15 protein-coding genes are annotated in these 14,520 nt (G+C 62.9%); 9 read left to right on the top strand and 6 right to left on the bottom strand.

The genetic code is table 11. From position 1 onward, the window contains the following. Positions 1-117: 117 nt before the first annotated feature. The 3 genes from AC515T_RS06615 to AC515T_RS06625 are packed head-to-tail and all read right to left on the bottom strand — an operon-like array spanning position 118 to position 2,688. The gene (locus AC515T_RS06615) at positions 118-1,167 is read right to left on the bottom strand and encodes an alkene reductase (protein WP_496531868.1); all 1,050 of its coding nucleotides are present in this window, start codon (positions 1,165-1,167) and stop codon (positions 118-120) included. 34 nt (positions 1,168-1,201) lie between these two features. Then, positions 1,202-2,368, bottom strand: coding sequence for an MFS transporter (locus tag AC515T_RS06620; protein ID WP_496531869.1), 1,167 nt, complete (start codon positions 2,366-2,368; stop codon positions 1,202-1,204). Positions 2,369-2,385: 17 nt separating this feature from the next. Then, positions 2,386-2,688 carry an ArsR/SmtB family transcription factor gene (locus tag AC515T_RS06625; protein WP_003198672.1) on the bottom strand — a complete coding sequence of 101 codons (303 nt, stop codon included), beginning with the start codon at positions 2,686-2,688 and terminating at the stop codon, positions 2,386-2,388. A 157-nt stretch (positions 2,689-2,845) separates the two neighbouring features. Between AC515T_RS06625 and AC515T_RS06630 the strand changes: the two genes are divergently transcribed. Next, positions 2,846-3,430, top strand: a complete 585-nt coding sequence (locus AC515T_RS06630) for an acyl carrier protein phosphodiesterase (RefSeq protein WP_496531870.1) — start codon at positions 2,846-2,848, stop codon at positions 3,428-3,430. Positions 3,431-3,544: 114 nt separating this feature from the next. Here the strand turns inward: AC515T_RS06630 and AC515T_RS06635 are convergent, their stop codons facing one another. Beyond that, positions 3,545-4,339, bottom strand: a complete 795-nt coding sequence (locus AC515T_RS06635; RefSeq protein ID WP_496531871.1) for a lysophospholipid acyltransferase family protein — start codon at positions 4,337-4,339, stop codon at positions 3,545-3,547. Continuing rightward, the gene (olsB, locus tag AC515T_RS06640; protein ID WP_496531872.1) at positions 4,339-5,094 is read right to left on the bottom strand and encodes an L-ornithine N(alpha)-acyltransferase; all 756 of its coding nucleotides are present in this window, start codon (positions 5,092-5,094) and stop codon (positions 4,339-4,341) included. Before olsB ends, AC515T_RS06635 begins: the two co-directional genes overlap by 1 nt. Positions 5,095-5,240: 146 nt before the next feature. On the opposite strand from olsB, the gene AC515T_RS06645 reads away from it, so the two are divergent. The 5 genes from AC515T_RS06645 to AC515T_RS06665 all read left to right on the top strand — a co-directional run bounded on the left by AC515T_RS06645 (position 5,241) and on the right by AC515T_RS06665 (position 9,685). Continuing rightward, positions 5,241-6,113 carry an acyl-CoA dehydrogenase middle domain-containing protein gene (locus AC515T_RS06645; protein ID WP_496531873.1) on the top strand — a complete coding sequence of 291 codons (873 nt, stop codon included), beginning with the start codon at positions 5,241-5,243 and terminating at the stop codon, positions 6,111-6,113. A 185-nt stretch (positions 6,114-6,298) separates the two neighbouring features. After that, positions 6,299-7,393, top strand: coding sequence for a serine hydrolase domain-containing protein (locus AC515T_RS06650; protein WP_496531874.1), 1,095 nt, complete (start codon positions 6,299-6,301; stop codon positions 7,391-7,393). After that, the gene (locus tag AC515T_RS06655) at positions 7,390-7,701 is read left to right on the top strand and encodes an amidase (protein WP_496531875.1); all 312 of its coding nucleotides are present in this window, start codon (positions 7,390-7,392) and stop codon (positions 7,699-7,701) included. The genes AC515T_RS06650 and AC515T_RS06655 overlap by 4 nt, the downstream gene beginning before the upstream one ends. Positions 7,702-7,935: 234 nt before the next feature. Continuing rightward, positions 7,936-8,526, top strand: a complete 591-nt coding sequence (locus tag AC515T_RS06660; protein ID WP_496531876.1) for a YceI family protein — start codon at positions 7,936-7,938, stop codon at positions 8,524-8,526. Position 8,527: 1 nt separating this feature from the next. After that, positions 8,528-9,685: a phospholipase D-like domain-containing protein gene (locus AC515T_RS06665; protein WP_496531877.1), complete on the top strand. Its 1,158-nt coding sequence runs from the start codon at positions 8,528-8,530 to the stop codon at positions 9,683-9,685. A 130-nt stretch (positions 9,686-9,815) separates the two neighbouring features. Here the strand turns inward: AC515T_RS06665 and bglX are convergent, their stop codons facing one another. Continuing rightward, complete coding sequence (gene bglX / locus AC515T_RS06670) at positions 9,816-12,107, bottom strand: beta-glucosidase BglX (RefSeq protein WP_496531878.1); 2,292 nt, start codon at positions 12,105-12,107, stop codon at positions 9,816-9,818. Between the two features lie 251 nt (positions 12,108-12,358). Here bglX and AC515T_RS06675 point away from each other — a divergent pair, with 251 nt between their 5' ends. From AC515T_RS06675 to AC515T_RS06685, 3 genes are all read left to right on the top strand, one after another. Beyond that, entirely contained in the window at positions 12,359-12,967 is a 609-nt protein-coding gene (locus tag AC515T_RS06675; RefSeq protein ID WP_496531879.1) for a LemA family protein, read from the top strand. A gap of 137 nt (positions 12,968-13,104) precedes the next feature. Then, on the top strand, positions 13,105-13,863 hold the full coding sequence (locus AC515T_RS06680; protein ID WP_496531880.1) for a TPM domain-containing protein: 759 nt from the start codon (positions 13,105-13,107) through the stop codon (positions 13,861-13,863). A gap of 34 nt (positions 13,864-13,897) precedes the next feature. Next, complete coding sequence (locus tag AC515T_RS06685; protein ID WP_496531881.1) at positions 13,898-14,515, top strand: TPM domain-containing protein; 618 nt, start codon at positions 13,898-13,900, stop codon at positions 14,513-14,515. Positions 14,516-14,520: the final 5 nt, after the last annotated feature.

The raw sequence follows: 14,520 nt of genomic DNA on the forward strand, positions 1-14,520 counted from the left end.
GTTGGCGATCATATGGAAAGTTAGAGGGGTTTTAGAAGTTTGGATGTTTGACTGGATATTTAACGCACATAAAAAAAGCCCTGTCTCTTTCGAGGCAGGGCTGTTGTTTTCTCCAACTTACATCACTGGATAATCGATATAACCCATCGGTCCCTTGCCATAGAAAGTTTCCGGATGCGCTTCGTTCAGCGGTGCATCGGCTTGCAAGCGGGCCGGCAGGTCTGGGTTGGCAATGAACGGCACGCCGAAAGCCACGGCATCGGCCTTGCCCTCGGCCAGCCAGGCATTGGCGCTGTCCTTGGTGAAGCGTTCATTGGCGATGTACGGGCCGCCGAACGCCTGCTTGAGTTGCGGGCCGATGCTGTCTTCGCCTTCCTTCTCACGGGAGCAGATGAAGGCGATGCCACGCTTGCCCAGCTCGCGTGCCACGTAGCTGAAGGTTTCCAGGCGGTTCTCGTCACCCATGTCATGGGAGTCGGCCCGTGGCGCCAGGTGCACGCCAACCCGGCCGGCGCCCCAGACTTCGATGGCTGCGTCGGTTACTTCCAGCAGCAGGCGGGCACGGTTTTCCAGGGAGCCGCCGTAGTTGTCGGTGCGCTGGTTGGTGCTGCTTTGCAGGAACTGGTCAAGGAGATAGCCGTTGGCGCCGTGGATTTCCACGCCGTCGAAACCGGCGGCCTTGGCGTTCTCGGCGCCGACTCGGTAAGCGTCGACGATGTCGGCGATTTCAGCGGTTTCCAGTGCGCGTGGTGTCGGGTAGTCGGCCAGGGGACGGACCAGGCTCACGTGGCCCTTTGGCTGGATCGCGCTGGGCGCCACGGGAGTTTCGCCGTTCAGGTACGACGGATGGGAGATCCGGCCCACATGCCACAGTTGCAGGAAGATCTTGCCGCCAGCGCCGTGGATCGCCTTGGTGATGTTGGCCCAGCCGCGAACCTGGTCGTTGGACCAGATGCCCGGCGTGTCCGGATAGCCCACGCCCATCGGCGTGACGGAGGTCGCTTCGCTGAGGATCAGGCCGGCGGACGCGCGTTGCACGTAGTACTCGGCCATCAACGCGTTGGGCACGCGGCCTGCGTCGGCGCGGCAGCGGGTGAGCGGGGCCATGATGATGCGGTTCTTCAGCTCGATGTCGCCGAGTTTGATGGGGTCGAAAATAGTCGCCATGAAAATACAACCTCGAAAGTGGAAGGGTTAACAGTCAATGAGTGGCTGGGGCCAGGTCGGCGTTGCCGCCCTGACGGAAAGTGATGAGGGTGACCAGCAGCGCCAGCACAGCCAGCGCGCCGGCGGCCAGGGGCACGGAGGTCAGGCCCAGGCCATGGTCGATGACGTTGCCGCCGACCCAGGCACCCAGGGCGTTGCCGATGTTGAAGGCGCCGATGTTCAGGGTGGACACCAGGTTGGGCGCGTCTTTACCGAAGGTCACCACGTTGACTTGCAGGGCCGGTACGGCGGCGAAGCAGGCGGTGGCCCAGAGGAACAGGGTGATTTCACTGGGGATCAGCGCCACGCTGGTCCAGCTCAATACGGTGGAGACCACGGCCATGGTGAGGAACACGCCCATCAGGGTGTTCGCCAGGCTCTTGTCCGCCAGCTTGCCGCCGATGATGTTGCCCAGGGTCAGGCCCAGGCCGATCAGCACCAGGGTCCAGGTCACGCCACGGGGCGATACGCCGGTGACTTCACCCAACAGCGGGGCGACGTAGGTGAACAGGGTGAACACTGAGGCGGAGAACAGCGCGGTCATGCTCAGGGATAGCCATAGGCCGGCGCCTTTGAGCGCTACCAGTTCCGAGCGCATGTCGAGTTTTTCTTCATCGCGCTTGGCCGGCAGGAAGCGGATCAGGCCGATCAGTGCCACCACGCCAATGACGGTCACGGCCCAGAAGGTCGAGCGCCAGCCGGCTTCCTGGCCCAGTGCGGTGCCCAGCGGCACACCGAGCACGTTGGCCAGGGTCAGGCCGGTGAACATCAGGGCCACGGCCGAGGCGCGCTTGTTGGGCGCCACCAGGCCAGCGGCCACCACCGAACCGATACCGAAGAACGCACCGTGGCACAGCGCCGTGACCACCCGGGCGAACATCAGCACGTTGTAGTCGCTGGCGATGGCGCAGAGCAGGTTGCCGACGATGAAAATCCCCATCAACGCCACCAGGGCGGCCTTGCGCGGCAGCCGGGCGGTGGCCAGGGCCATGAACGGCGCACCGATGGCCACGCCCAGGGCGTAACCGGTCACCAGCCAGCCGGCGCCGGGAATCGACACGCCCAAGTCGGCCGCCACGTCGGGCAACAGGCCCATGATGACAAACTCGGTGGTGCCGATGGCGAAGGCGCTCAGGGCCAGGATCAGGAGTGAGAGGGGCATGATGGGTCCTTGTCAGGTCAGAGCTCTTGGCTCATTTGCTTGAGGAACTGCTGGATCACTTCCTCGTTGCGTTTGAAGAAGTGCCATTGACCGACCTTCTGGCTGGTGATCAGCCCGGCCCGTTGCAACACCGCCAAGTGCGCAGACACCGTGGATTGCGACAGACCGCAACGCTGGTCGATCTGCCCGGCACAAATGCCGAACTCGTGGTTGTGCAACTGTTCCGGGAACTGGACCTTGGGGTCTTTGAGCCAGTTGAGGATGTCTCGCCGTACTGGGTGCGCCAGGGCTTTTATTATTTCGTCGAGGTCGAGGGTCATGGGGGGCAGGCTCGGGGTGAGTAAAACGCTATATCGCGATAGAACGAACCTTAAATCGTTATTTCGCGATACACCAATATGAATTTGATCTGAATGCCGAACAAATCGCTATATCGGGTTATAACGATATGGGCGCGGGGGTGCTAAGCTGCGGGCCATGAACTATCTCGCGCACCTGCACCTCGGCGGCTCCGGCCGGGAACAACTGCTCGGCAGCCTCTACGGCGACTTCGTCAAGGGACCGCTGCAAGGGCTCTACGACCCGCGGATCGAAGCGGCGATCGCCCTGCATCGGCGCATTGACATGTACACCGACCGCCATCCCCTGGTGGACATCGCCCTGTCGCGCTTTTCCACGGTGCGCAGGCGTTATGCCGGGATCGTGCTCGACGTGTTTTTCGACCACTGCCTGGCCCGGGACTGGCCGTTGTACGGCGAAGGGCCGCTACTGGATTTCACGGCCCGGGTGTACCAGGTACTCGGCACCGAACCGCAGCTGCCAGGACGCCTGGCGCACATCGCGCCGCATATGGCAGCGGATGATTGGCTGGGGTCTTATCAGGAATTCGAAGTGCTGGGGCAGGTGCTGCGTGGCATTTCCCGCCGCCTGTCCCGGCCGGAGGAATTGGCCGGGGCGATGCCGGAACTGGTCAGGCTGTATGAGCCGTTGAGCGAGGATTTCCGGTTGTTCTATCCGCAGCTTCAGGATTTTGCGCTGAGCCAGATTGCACCACAAAACTAATTGTGGGAGCGGGCTTGCTCGCGAAAGCGGCGGTTCAGTCAACATCTCTGCTGAATGTTGAGCCGCCTTCGCGAGCAAGCCCGCTCCCACAAGGGATTTCCACAGGTTCTCGGATCAGGCCGCAATCGCCGTAGGCCGCACCGGCGCTTGCTGTTTCTCGGGAATCGTCCCGAACAACGCCTTGTGCACCGCCTGTTGCGCCTGGAAAGCCAGGGCCGCGCGTTCCTGGCCGTGGCAGGCAATCGGTTCCAGCAGATGGATGTGCACCTCACCCCGATCATTGGCGAACAGGCGCATCAGGTGCGACAGCAGATCATCATCGCCAATGAACGGCGCCAGCGAATCCGGTTCACCATTGCGCAGGTAACGGATCGCCACCGGTTGCAACGCGACGTCGGCGTCGATGGCCGCCGACAATAAGCGCCCATGGAAAGTGCGCAGGGAGCGGCCATCGGTGGTGGTGCCTTCCGGGAACATCAGCAGCGGATGGGCCTGCTCCAGATGGCGGCCCATTTGCTTGCGGATCAATTGGCTGTCACCCGAACCGCGTCGGATAAACAGGCTACCAGCCTTGGCGGCCAGCCATCCGGCGACCGGCCAGGTGCGCACTTCAGCCTTGGACAGGAATGACATCGGCGTGAGCATGCCCAGCAACGGGATGTCGGTCCAGGACACATGATTACTGACCCACAGCATCGGCCGTTGTGGCAGTTGACCGTGGACGGTGACGGAAAAGGGCAGGGCATGGCTCAGCCGCGCCATGAAGAACCGCGACCAGCGCTGGCGACGGACCATCGAGTTGGCGACCCCCAGGCGTTCGAACAGGCCGAACACGCTGGCCATGCTCAGGCCCAGGGTCACCACCAGCAAGACTCGCGCGATACGCGCGTACACCCGCAACCGGCTCATTACACGGCTGCCTTGAAGTGGCGGGCGTAGCGCGGGCAGAGTTCGTCGCGCTTGAGCAGGATGAACACGTCGGCCACCTGGAAATCCTCGTCCCAGCACGGCTCGCCGCAGATCTTCGCGCCCAGGCGCATGTAGGCCTTGAGCAGCGGTGGCATTTCGGCGATGACGTTGGACGGCACGTCCAGGGTCGGCAGCGGTTTTTTCGGCACGGCTTGCAGGTGTTCGGTGCACAGGTAGCGTTCACGCAGGCGCTGCATGATCGCCTGGGCCTGGACGCCGCCATCCTGCATCGGAATGCTCGCGCAGCCCATCAGGTAGCTGTAGCCGCCTTCGTTCAGGACTTCAGCCAGCTCGCCCCACAGTACGGCGATGGTGCCGCCGTTGCGGTAGGCCGGGTCGACGCAGGTACGGCCGATTTCCAGGATCGGGCCCTTGAGATGGACCAGGCCGTGGAGGCTGAATTCTTCTTCGCTGTAAAACCGGCCCAGGCTGCTGGCGGCCTGGTGATCGAGCAGGCGAGTGGTGGCCACGAGGCGGCCGGTGTTCAGGTCGCGTACGCCAATGTGGGCGCAGTGAACATCATAGTCATCCATGTCCAGACCTTTTTCCGCGCCTTTGAGCTTGGCGTTGAATTCGCCGCTGAAGACGTTGAAGCGCAGGGCCTGGGCTTCTTGCAAGGCGTGGGCGCCAATCAGGCGTTCGGCTTGCAGGCGGCGTTCATTGCCGGTGTCGCTGATGCGGGCGATCTGGGTCATAGCGAATCTCCGTGCGGGCTGTTCAGTTGCAGCCTGTCGACTTTCTTTATGCAGCCATGTTGTGCAAAGTCAGGCTATGTAGCCCCGGTGTCATCGCCATGAAGCTTTGGTGATGCTTATATGACAGCCCTCAAGGAGTCCGCCCAATGCCCTGGCACACCCTGATCGAACACGGCGAGCGCTTGCCCGCCCATCCGGACCTGGCCGAGGGTTATGCCGCGTTGTTGCAACGCCTGGGGCCGGTGACGCCGTTCGAACTGGCCGTGGTCGGGGCTCGGTCGATGGCCACGCCGGGGCTGGCGTTCCTGGTGGGGTACCAGGCGGCGCTGCGGGTGCTTTGGCCGAGCGCGCCGCAGAGTCTTGGCGCCTTGTGTGCCACCGAACAACGCAGCCTGCGCCCGGCGGACATGCAGACCCGCCTTGACGACTTGCGCCTGCGCGGGCGCAAGGATTTCGTCACCGCCGGCGATGCCGCCGAGTGGCTGTTGATTGCCGCCCGCTGCGAAGCGCCCGGTGAAGCGCCACGGCTGAACCTCGCGGTGGCCTATGCGGGCGAGCCCGGCGTGACCCTGGAAAAACTGCCCGCCATTGCCCTGATGCCGGACATCAGCCATGGTCGCGTGCTGCTCGACGGCGCGCTGTGCGAGTTGCTGGCGGGCGACGGTTGGGACGCCTACGTCAAACCGTTCCGCACCCTGGAAGACCTTTATGTACTCAGCGCGATGACGGCCTGGTTGTATGGCGTCGGGCAGGAATGTGCCTGGCCCCAGGTGTTGCAGCTGCGCCTGCTGGCGTTGCTCGCCGGCTGCGCGGAGGTGAGCCGCCACAACCCCTCCAGCGCTGCCGGGCATTTGCTGCTGGGTGGGTTGTTCGCCCAGTTCCAAGGGCTCGACGGTGAACTCAACGCTGCCCTGGCCGCCGGGCCTGCGGCGTGGCGCGAGATGTGGACGCGGGATAAGGCGGTGATGGAGATGGCAGCGGGGGCGCGGGCCAAGCGGTTGGCCAAGGCGTTGGGGTAGTCCTTCAAGCGACCACCCCCCTGTGGGAGCGAGCTTGCTCGCGATAGCGCCGGATCAGCAACCATGATGTTGGCTGACACGCCGCCATCGCGAGCAAGCTCGCTCCCACAGGGGGGCCACACAAAACTCAAATTGTCATCAAGTCTGAATAGGCTCCGAAGGTTCAACCCTGCGAGCCCCAAAGCATGTCCAAAGGCTGGTTCCTGATCCCGCTGCTGTTGCTCAACCTGAGCGTCCAGGCCGAAGACTGGCCCGGCGAGCAATGGCCAAGCGGCCCGACCCCGAGCGGACCGGCCGTCGAAGCCTTGGAACATTACGCCTTCCCACCCCGGGACGATACGAGCCGCGAGGGCATCCGCAGCGACGCGTTGCTGGTGATCCAGGACGGTCGGCTGGTCTATGAACGCTACGCCGGGCCGACCACCGCCCAGACCCCGCACCTGACCTGGTCCATCAGCAAAAGCCTGCTGGCGACGGTGTTTGGCGTGGCCTACGGTGAACAGCGCTTTGCCCTGGACGATCCGGCAGCCAAATACTACCCACCCCTGATTCGGCACCCGGGCCTGACCCTGGCCGATCTTTTCCACTGGGCTTCGGGCCTGGACTGGCAGGAGGACTACGAATACGCGCCGCTCAAGTCATCGGTGGTGGCGATGCTCTACACCCGCGGGCGTCATGACATGGCGGCGTTTACTGCGAAACATGACAGCTTCAGCCCACCGGGGCAGGCGTTCCGCTATTCCAGCGGCGACAGCAACCTGTTGGCGGCGGCCCTGAAAAACATCGTCGGCGCGGCACGTTATCCCGATTACCCCTGGACGGCCCTGTTCGAGCCCCTGGGCATCCGCCACGCTACGTGGGAAACCGACGCCAGCGGCACGTTCGTGGGATCGTCCTATGCCTACCTCACGGCGCGGGACCTGGCGCGTGTCGGGTTGTTGATGCAACGGGACGGCCGTTGGGGCGAACGGCAACTGATCCCCAAGGATTGGGTCGCGTTCAGCCGCGAGCCGTTCGTGCACTTCCAGGCCGGCCAGGACGAAGCCGTGCCGGGCGGGCACTGGTGGCTCAACCGCGCCGCCGATCCGACGCTTCACCCCTGGCCCGATGCGCCGCCGGACACCTTCGCCGCGCTGGGCCATTGGGGCCAGGCGCTGTACATCATTCCCAGCGCCAAACTGGTGATCGTGCGCTACGGCGACGACCGCGACGGGAGCTATCGCCATAACGAACTGCTCAAGCGCGCCATGGCGGCGTTCGCCGGGAAGGTGCAGCCATGAAGTGCAAAATCTTGCTTACCCTGCTGTCGGTGCTGCTCATTGCGCTGTTCAGTTGGGTCTGGCTGGAGCGGGTGGCGTTGCGGGCCTTCCCCGACATCATCAGTGCCTACACCGCCAAGGAATACTGCTCGTGCCGTTATGTGATGGAGCAACCGGCCGAGTATTGCCGGGGGTATGTGAAGCAGTCAGTGCCCACCAGCGATTTTATCGAGACCGTTGACGCCAGGCGCGTCACCGTCAGTGGATTGGGGCGCAGCAACAGTGCGCAATGGCTGGGCGAGCGGCAGGGGTGTCAGTTGGAACCCTGACATCTGAGTCAGCGGCTGCCTTTTATGGCGAGGGAGCTTGCTCCCGCTGGGCGGCGAAGCAGCCCCTAGCTCTCGACTGATTCAAGAGCTTGCGAGTGCTGCGCACTCAAGCGGGAGCAAGCTCCCTCGCCACGGGAATTCATGGATCGCCGGTTCACTGTTGCAACAGACAGTTTGCAAGCGCCCTCGGCCCGGTTAAGGTTCGCCACAGGTTTATCTGCCCTCCGAGTGTGTATGTTCAAGCGGTTTTTCCCTCACGCGGTCGCCAGCTTGCTGCTGGCCTGCGCAGCGTTGCCGGCCCAGGCCGACTGGTACCTGGACGGCGAGTCGTCGCGGCTGTCGTTTATCAGCAGCAAAAACGGCAATGTTTCCGAGGTCCAGCGTTTCCTGGTGCTGCACGGCCAAGTCCAACCCGACGGCTTGGCGCGCCTGGAAGTGGAGCTGGAATCCATCAACAGCGGCATTCCCCTGCGGGACGAGCGCATGCGCGCCGAGCTGTTCGAGATCAAGCAGTTTGCCGAAGCCACCGTTACCGCCAGGATCGATCTGGTGCCGATCCAGGACCTGGCCAACGGCGCGCAGTTGGAGTTGCGCCTGCCGCTGACGGTGAACCTGCACGGCAAGCAGCATGAGTACCCGGTCGAACTGCTGGCGACGCGCCTGGATGAACGCCGCTTCCAAGTGGTGACCCTGGAACCGGTGGTGCTCAACGCGGCGGATTTCGATCTGGCGCCGGGTCTGGAAAAGCTGCGCAACCTGGCCGGGTTGTCGGCCATCAGCCTGTCGGTGCCGGTGAATGCGGTGCTGATCTTCACGGCGCGCTGACATGAGCGGCCCGGTGTTTCCCTGGCGTGAAGGCAATCGCTTCGAGCTGTTGATCGATGGCCCACAGTTTTTCCCACGCATGCTGGTGGAAATCGCCCGTGCCCAGGAACAGGTCGAGTTGGAGCTGTACCTGGTGGAGGCGGGCGCTTGCGCCGAAGCGATGGTCCAGGCATTGGTCCAGGCCGCCGAGCGGGGCGTTCGCGTGCGCTGCCTGTTCGATGACTACGGCAGCCTGGCGTTTACCCTTGGCCTGCGCAACCGCTTGACCGAGGCTGGGGTGGAGTTGCGTTTCTACAATCGCTTGAGTTGGCGCCGCTGGGTACGCAACCTCTACCGCGACCACCGCAAGCTGTTATTGGTGGATCAACGTCTGGCGGTGGTCGGTGGCACTGGCGTGACCGATGAATTCTGGAACCCCCTCGACGACCACTGTGAGTGGCACGAAGTGATGGTGGAAATCGTCGGCCCGCTGGTGCTCGACTGGCAGTTACTGTTCGACCGCCAGTGGCTCGCCAACCGCCATCGCCGTGCCTGGAAGCCCGCCTCCAATTTCGGCTTGCCGCGCCTGCCCCGGGTACCGCCGGTGGGCGAGGGCATGGGCCGGGTGGCGTATGCCGACGCCCGTCAGCACCGCGACATCCTGCAATCGCTGTCGCGGGCATTGAACAGCGGCCAGAAACGCATCTGGATGGCGACGCCGTATTTCCTGCCGACCTGGAACGTGCGCCGCTCCTTGCGCAAGGCCGCCGCCCGCGGCATCGACGTGCGCCTGCTGTTGACCGGCCCGCGCACCGATCACCCGTCCGTGCGCTACGCCGGGCACCGTTACTACCCGCGATTGCTCAGGGCCGGCGTGCAGATTTTCGAATACCAGCCGTGTTTCCTGCACCTGAAAATGGTGCTGGTGGATGATTGGGTCAGCATCGGCTCGTGCAATTTCGATCACTGGAACCTGCGCTTCAACCTGGAAGCCAACCTTGAAGCCCTGGATTCCCAGCTCAGCAGCGCCGTGGCGGCCAGTTTCGAGCGGGATTTCGCCCAGAGCCTGCAAGTCAGCCTCGACGCCTGGCAGCGCCGGCCGCTGTGGAAGCGGTTCAAGCAGCGGTTGTGGGGGTTGGTGGATCGGGTGGTGGTGAACTTGCTGGATCGGCGGGGGTAGCCCGAACACTCAGATACAACTGTGGGAGCGAGCTTGCTCGCGATGGCGCAGTGTCAGTCGATATCAATGTGACTGATCTGACGCTATCGCGAGCAAGCTCGCTCCCACAGGGAGTTTGTGTTGCCTGGGATCAGAGCAACTCAAAACTCTGCTGCTTCACGTCCTGGGAATCCAGGCCGATCTGCACGTTGAACTTGCCCGGTTCAGCCGCGTACTTGAGTTGGGCATTGAAGAACTTCAGGTCGTCTTCGGTGATGGTGAAGTGGATGACTTTCTTCTCGCCGGCCTTGAGCATCACCTTGCGGAAGTTCTTCAGCTCTTTCACCGGACGAATGATCGAGCCGGTCACGTCCTGGATGTACAACTGCACCACGGTTTCGCCGTCACGCTTGCCGGTGTTTTCCAGTGTCACGCTGGCATCGAGCTTGCCGGTCTTGTTCAGCGTGGTCGATGACAGGGCCATGTCCGAAAGACTGAACTCGGTGTAGCTCAGGCCGTAGCCGAACGGGTAGAGCGGGCCGGTGGTGTCGTCGAAGTACTGCGAGGTGTAGTTGCCTGGTTTGCCCGGCGTGAACGGCCGGCCGATGCTCAGGTGGTTGTAGTAGGTCGGAATCTGCCCCACCGAGCGTGGGAAGGTGATCGGCAATTTGCCCGACGGGTTGTAGTCGCCAAACAGCACATCAGCGATGGCGTTGCCGCCTTCGGTGCCGCTGAACCAGGTTTCCAGGATCGCATCGGCCTGCTGCTTTTCTTCCAGCAACGACAGCGGACGGCCATTCATCAGCACCAGCACCAGCGGCTTGCCGGTGGCCTTCAGGGCCTTGATCAGCTCGCGCTGGCTGGCGGGGATGTTCAGTTCGGTACGGCTCGACGATTCGTGGGACATGCCACGGGACTCACCCACGGCGGCCACCACCACATCGGCGTCCTTGGCGGCTTGCACCGCTTCGTCGATCAGCACCTGGGCCGGGCGCGGGTCATCTACCACTTCCGGGGCGTCAAAGTTGAGGAAGTTCAGGTAGTCGAGCACCTTCTTGTCGCCGGTGATGTTGGCGCCACGGGCGTAGATCAGCTTCGACTCGGTGCCCAGGGCCCGGGTCATGCCGTCGAACAGGGTCACCGATTGCGCAGGGCGTCCGGCCGCGGCCCAGCTGCCCATCATGTCGATCGGTGCCTTGGCCAGCGGGCCGACCAGGGCGATCTTCGCGCTCTTCTTCAGGGGCAGGGTCTGGTTGCGGTTTTCCAGCAGCACCAGGCTGCGGCGCGCCACGTCACGAGCATCGGCGCGGTGCAGGCGGCTTTCGGCGTAGGTGTCGGCCGGGTCGTCCTCAGCCTTGCCGATGCGCAGGTACGGATCCTTGAACAGGCCCATGTCGTACTTGGCGGCAAGCACTTCGCGCACCGCGTTGTCGATGTCGCTCTGCTCGATCTCGCCGGCCTTGAGCAGCCCTGGCAGTTCCTTGCCGTAGAGCGAGTCGTTCATGCTCATGTCGATGCCGGCCTTGATCGCCAGCTTCGCCGCTTCGCGACCGTCCTTGGCGACGCCGTGCTTGATCAGTTCGAAGATGGCGCCGTGGTCACTGACCGCCAGGCCCTTGAAGCCCCATTCCTTGCGCAGCAGGTCGTTCATCAGCCAGGTGTTGGCCGTGGCCGGCATGCCGTTGATGGAGTTCAACGCGACCATCACCCCGCCGGCTCCGGCGTCGATGGCGGCGCGGTAGGGGGGCAGGTAGTCCTGATACATTTTCAGCGGACTCATGTCCACGGTGTTGTAGTCCCGGCCGCCTTCCACCGCGCCGTAGAGGGCGAAGTGCTTGACGCTGGCCATGATGCTGTCGGCCGCGTTGGCGCCGTTGCCCTGGAATGCCTTGACCATCACCCCGGCAATGCGCGACACCAGGTAGGTGTCCTCGCCAAAACCCTCGGAAGTCCGGCCCCAACGTGGGTCGCGGGAAATGTCGACCATGGGCGCGAAGGTAATGTCCAGGCTGTCGGCCGCCGCTTCCTTGGCCGCGATGCGACCGGAGTGGTAGATGGCGTCCATGTCCCAGCTCGAGGCCAGGGCCAGGGGGATCGGGAAAATCGTGCGGTGGCCATGGATCACGTCATAGGCGAAGAACATCGGGATCTTCAACCGGCTGCGCATGGCCGCGTCCTGCATCGGACGGTTCTCATCGCGGGTGATGGAGTTGAACGTGCCACCGATGTTGCCGGTGGCGATTTCCTTGCGAATCATCTCCCGGGGCATTTCCGGGCCGATGCTGATCAGGCGCAATTGGCCGATCTTTTCCTCGAGGGTCATCTGCTTCATCAGGTTGCTGATGAACGCGTCCTTGTTCTCTATGGGGGCGGGCAGGTTGTCGGCAAATACGGATTGACTGGCCAGGGTGACAAACAGGCCCAGCAAACACAGCTTCTTCATGAATAGTTTTCTCGCAAGCCTAAAGGGCGGGGATCACGCCACGCCGGTCAGCCAAAATGTGAGGAGCGGCTATTGTTGTTCAGTTAAATGCAGCACACTTTCGAACCCATTGGGCTGAACTTAGTTTCGCACTGCGCATCTTTTAGCCCATCGACCCGTTTCAATCCAGTGCGGCGGCAGATTATGCCCCAGACGCCAGTGAGATAGGTGGCCGGGTTTTTCCAATGTCATGCCAGGGAGCGCTTCATCCAATGAATCCACGACTGAACCACCTTCGCAGCCTGCCGATGCTGGCCTTGATGCTGCTCACCACGTTGTTGTCCGGTTGTGGCATCAATAACATCCCGACCCTGGACGAACAGGCCAAGGCCGCCTGGGGCCAAGTGCAGAACCAGTACCAGCGCCGCGCCGACCTGATTCCCAACCTGGTGGAAACCGTCAAGGGCTACGCCCAGCACGAGCAGGAAACCCTGACCGCCGTGGTTGAAGCGCGGGCCAAGGCCACGTCGATCCAGGTGGACGCCAGCACCTTGGACAACCCGGAAAAACTCAAGCAGTTCCAGCAGGCCCAGGACCAGTTGAGTGGCGCGTTGAGCCGGTTGATGGTGGTGGTCGAGCGTTATCCGGACCTCAAGGCCAACCAGAACTTCCTGGCGCTGCAATCGCAGCTCGAAGGCACCGAGAACCGCATCGCCGTGGCCCGCCGCGACTTCATCCTGGCGGTGCAGAAGTACAACACCGAGATCCGCACGTTCCCGGGACGCCTGTGGCACAGCGTGATGTACAGCGACCTGCCGATCCGCGAAACCTTCGAGGCTACCAGCCCCAATGCCGAGAAAGCCCCTGAAGTGAAGTTCTGAAAAAAACTGTGGGAGCGAGCCTGTGTGAGCAACGCTTGCTCGCGATGAACGATAACGCGGTCATTAGAAAGACCGAGGTGCCTTCATCGCGAGCAAGCTCAGCTTCCACACCCGCTCGCTCCCACACAGGAGTTCTGATGCGAGTGTTGAAATTTGGCCTGGTGCTGTTGCTCTGGGTCTTTGCCATCACGGCCCAGGCCGAGCTGAAGTTTCCGGCACTGACCGGACGAGTGGTCGACACCGCCCAGATGCTCGACCCTTCGGTGCGCGTGCAACTGGAGACGCAGCTCAAGGCCCATGAACAGGCGACCGGCGAGCAGGTGGTCGTCGTGACCCTGGCGGACCTGCAGGGCAGCAGCATCGAGGATTTCGGTTATCAACTGGGGCGCCACTGGGGCATCGGGCAGAAGGATAAAAACAACGGCGCGCTGCTGATCGTCGCCCGGGATGACCGTAAACTGCGCATCGAAGTGGGCTACGGCCTGGAGGACCGCCTGACCGACGCGCAGAGTTCGGTGATCATCAACCAGGTGATCACCCCGGCCTTCAAGACCGGCAACTTCAACAAAGGCATCAGCGATGGCGTCGCGGCGATGCTGGTGGTGCTGGGCGGCAGCCCGCTGGACGAGCCGGCGCCGGCATACGGTGCGGATGGGCAGCAGGAGCAGGGCGATTTCGTCGAGCGCCATCCAGGGCTGTTCATCTTCCTGGTGATACTGTTTATTTTGACGATATTGGTCTGCCAGATGCTCGGTATCCTGCCGACTGGAAGCGGCGGCTCCAGTCGTTCGGGCGGCTCCGGTGGGGGCGGCTTCAGTGGTGGAGGCGGTGGGGGCGGCGGCTTCAGCGGTGGCGGTGGCAGTTTCGGGGGCGGCGGTTCGTCGGGCGGCTGGTGACAATAATAATGAGAATGAGCAGGCACTTTTAACCATGGCATTACTGACTGAACACGAACAACGCAAGGTCGCCGAGGCCATCGCCCGGGTCGAGCGGCATACCGACGCCGAACTGGTCACGGTGCTGGCCGCCCGCGCCGACGATTACGCTTACATCCCACTGCTGTGGGCGAGCCTGTTGGCCCTGGTGGTGCCCGGCGTGGTCCATTACCTCACCGGCTGGTTGGCCCTGCACAGCCTGTTGCTGGTGCAATGGGTCAGTTTCATCGTGTTGTGCCTGGTGTTCCGCATCCCCAGGGTCACCACGCACCTGATCCCTCGTTCCGTGCGTCACTGGCGGGCCTCCAACCTGGCGCGCCGGCAATTCCTCGAACAGAACCTGCACCACACCGTGGGTAGCACGGGCGTGCTGATTTTTGTCTGCGAGGCCGAGCGTTATGTGGAAATCCTGGTCGATGAAGGCATTTCCAAACACCTGGACAACAAGTGTTGGGACGCCATCGTCGCAACGTTCACCCAACAGGTTCGCCAGGGGCAGACCTTGCAGGGGTTCGTGACTTGCATCGAAGCCTGTGGCGAATTGCTCAAGGAACACGTGCCGCTGACCCACGAGCGCAATGAGCTGCCGAATCGGTTGGTGGTTTTGGGTTGAAATAA

It is taken from the genome of Pseudomonas sp. FSO-7 (assembly GCF_059579345.1).

What these genes read in the sequence shown, in the direction of transcription:
- AC515T_RS06620 (WP_496531869.1), bottom strand. Translation starts at nt 2,368, where the DNA reads ATGCCCCTCTCACTCCTGATCCTGGCCCTGAGCGCCTTCGCCATCGGC.
- AC515T_RS06655 (WP_496531875.1), top strand. Translation starts at nt 7,390, where the DNA reads ATGAAGTGCAAAATCTTGCTTACCCTGCTGTCGGTGCTGCTCATTGCG.
- AC515T_RS06665 (WP_496531877.1), top strand. Translation starts at nt 8,528, where the DNA reads ATGAGCGGCCCGGTGTTTCCCTGGCGTGAAGGCAATCGCTTCGAGCTG.
- AC515T_RS06630 (WP_496531870.1), top strand. Translation starts at nt 2,846, where the DNA reads ATGAACTATCTCGCGCACCTGCACCTCGGCGGCTCCGGCCGGGAACAA.
- AC515T_RS06685 (WP_496531881.1), top strand. Translation starts at nt 13,898, where the DNA reads ATGGCATTACTGACTGAACACGAACAACGCAAGGTCGCCGAGGCCATC.
- AC515T_RS06645 (WP_496531873.1), top strand. Translation starts at nt 5,241, where the DNA reads ATGCCCTGGCACACCCTGATCGAACACGGCGAGCGCTTGCCCGCCCAT.
- AC515T_RS06680 (WP_496531880.1), top strand. Translation starts at nt 13,105, where the DNA reads ATGCGAGTGTTGAAATTTGGCCTGGTGCTGTTGCTCTGGGTCTTTGCC.
- AC515T_RS06635 (WP_496531871.1), bottom strand. Translation starts at nt 4,339, where the DNA reads ATGAGCCGGTTGCGGGTGTACGCGCGTATCGCGCGAGTCTTGCTGGTG.
- AC515T_RS06675 (WP_496531879.1), top strand. Translation starts at nt 12,359, where the DNA reads ATGAATCCACGACTGAACCACCTTCGCAGCCTGCCGATGCTGGCCTTG.
- AC515T_RS06615 (WP_496531868.1), bottom strand. Translation starts at nt 1,167, where the DNA reads ATGGCGACTATTTTCGACCCCATCAAACTCGGCGACATCGAGCTGAAG.
- AC515T_RS06650 (WP_496531874.1), top strand. Translation starts at nt 6,299, where the DNA reads ATGTCCAAAGGCTGGTTCCTGATCCCGCTGCTGTTGCTCAACCTGAGC.
- olsB (WP_496531872.1), bottom strand. Translation starts at nt 5,094, where the DNA reads ATGACCCAGATCGCCCGCATCAGCGACACCGGCAATGAACGCCGCCTG.
- AC515T_RS06625 (WP_003198672.1), bottom strand. Translation starts at nt 2,688, where the DNA reads ATGACCCTCGACCTCGACGAAATAATAAAAGCCCTGGCGCACCCAGTA.
- bglX (WP_496531878.1), bottom strand. Translation starts at nt 12,107, where the DNA reads ATGAAGAAGCTGTGTTTGCTGGGCCTGTTTGTCACCCTGGCCAGTCAA.
- AC515T_RS06660 (WP_496531876.1), top strand. Translation starts at nt 7,936, where the DNA reads ATGTTCAAGCGGTTTTTCCCTCACGCGGTCGCCAGCTTGCTGCTGGCC.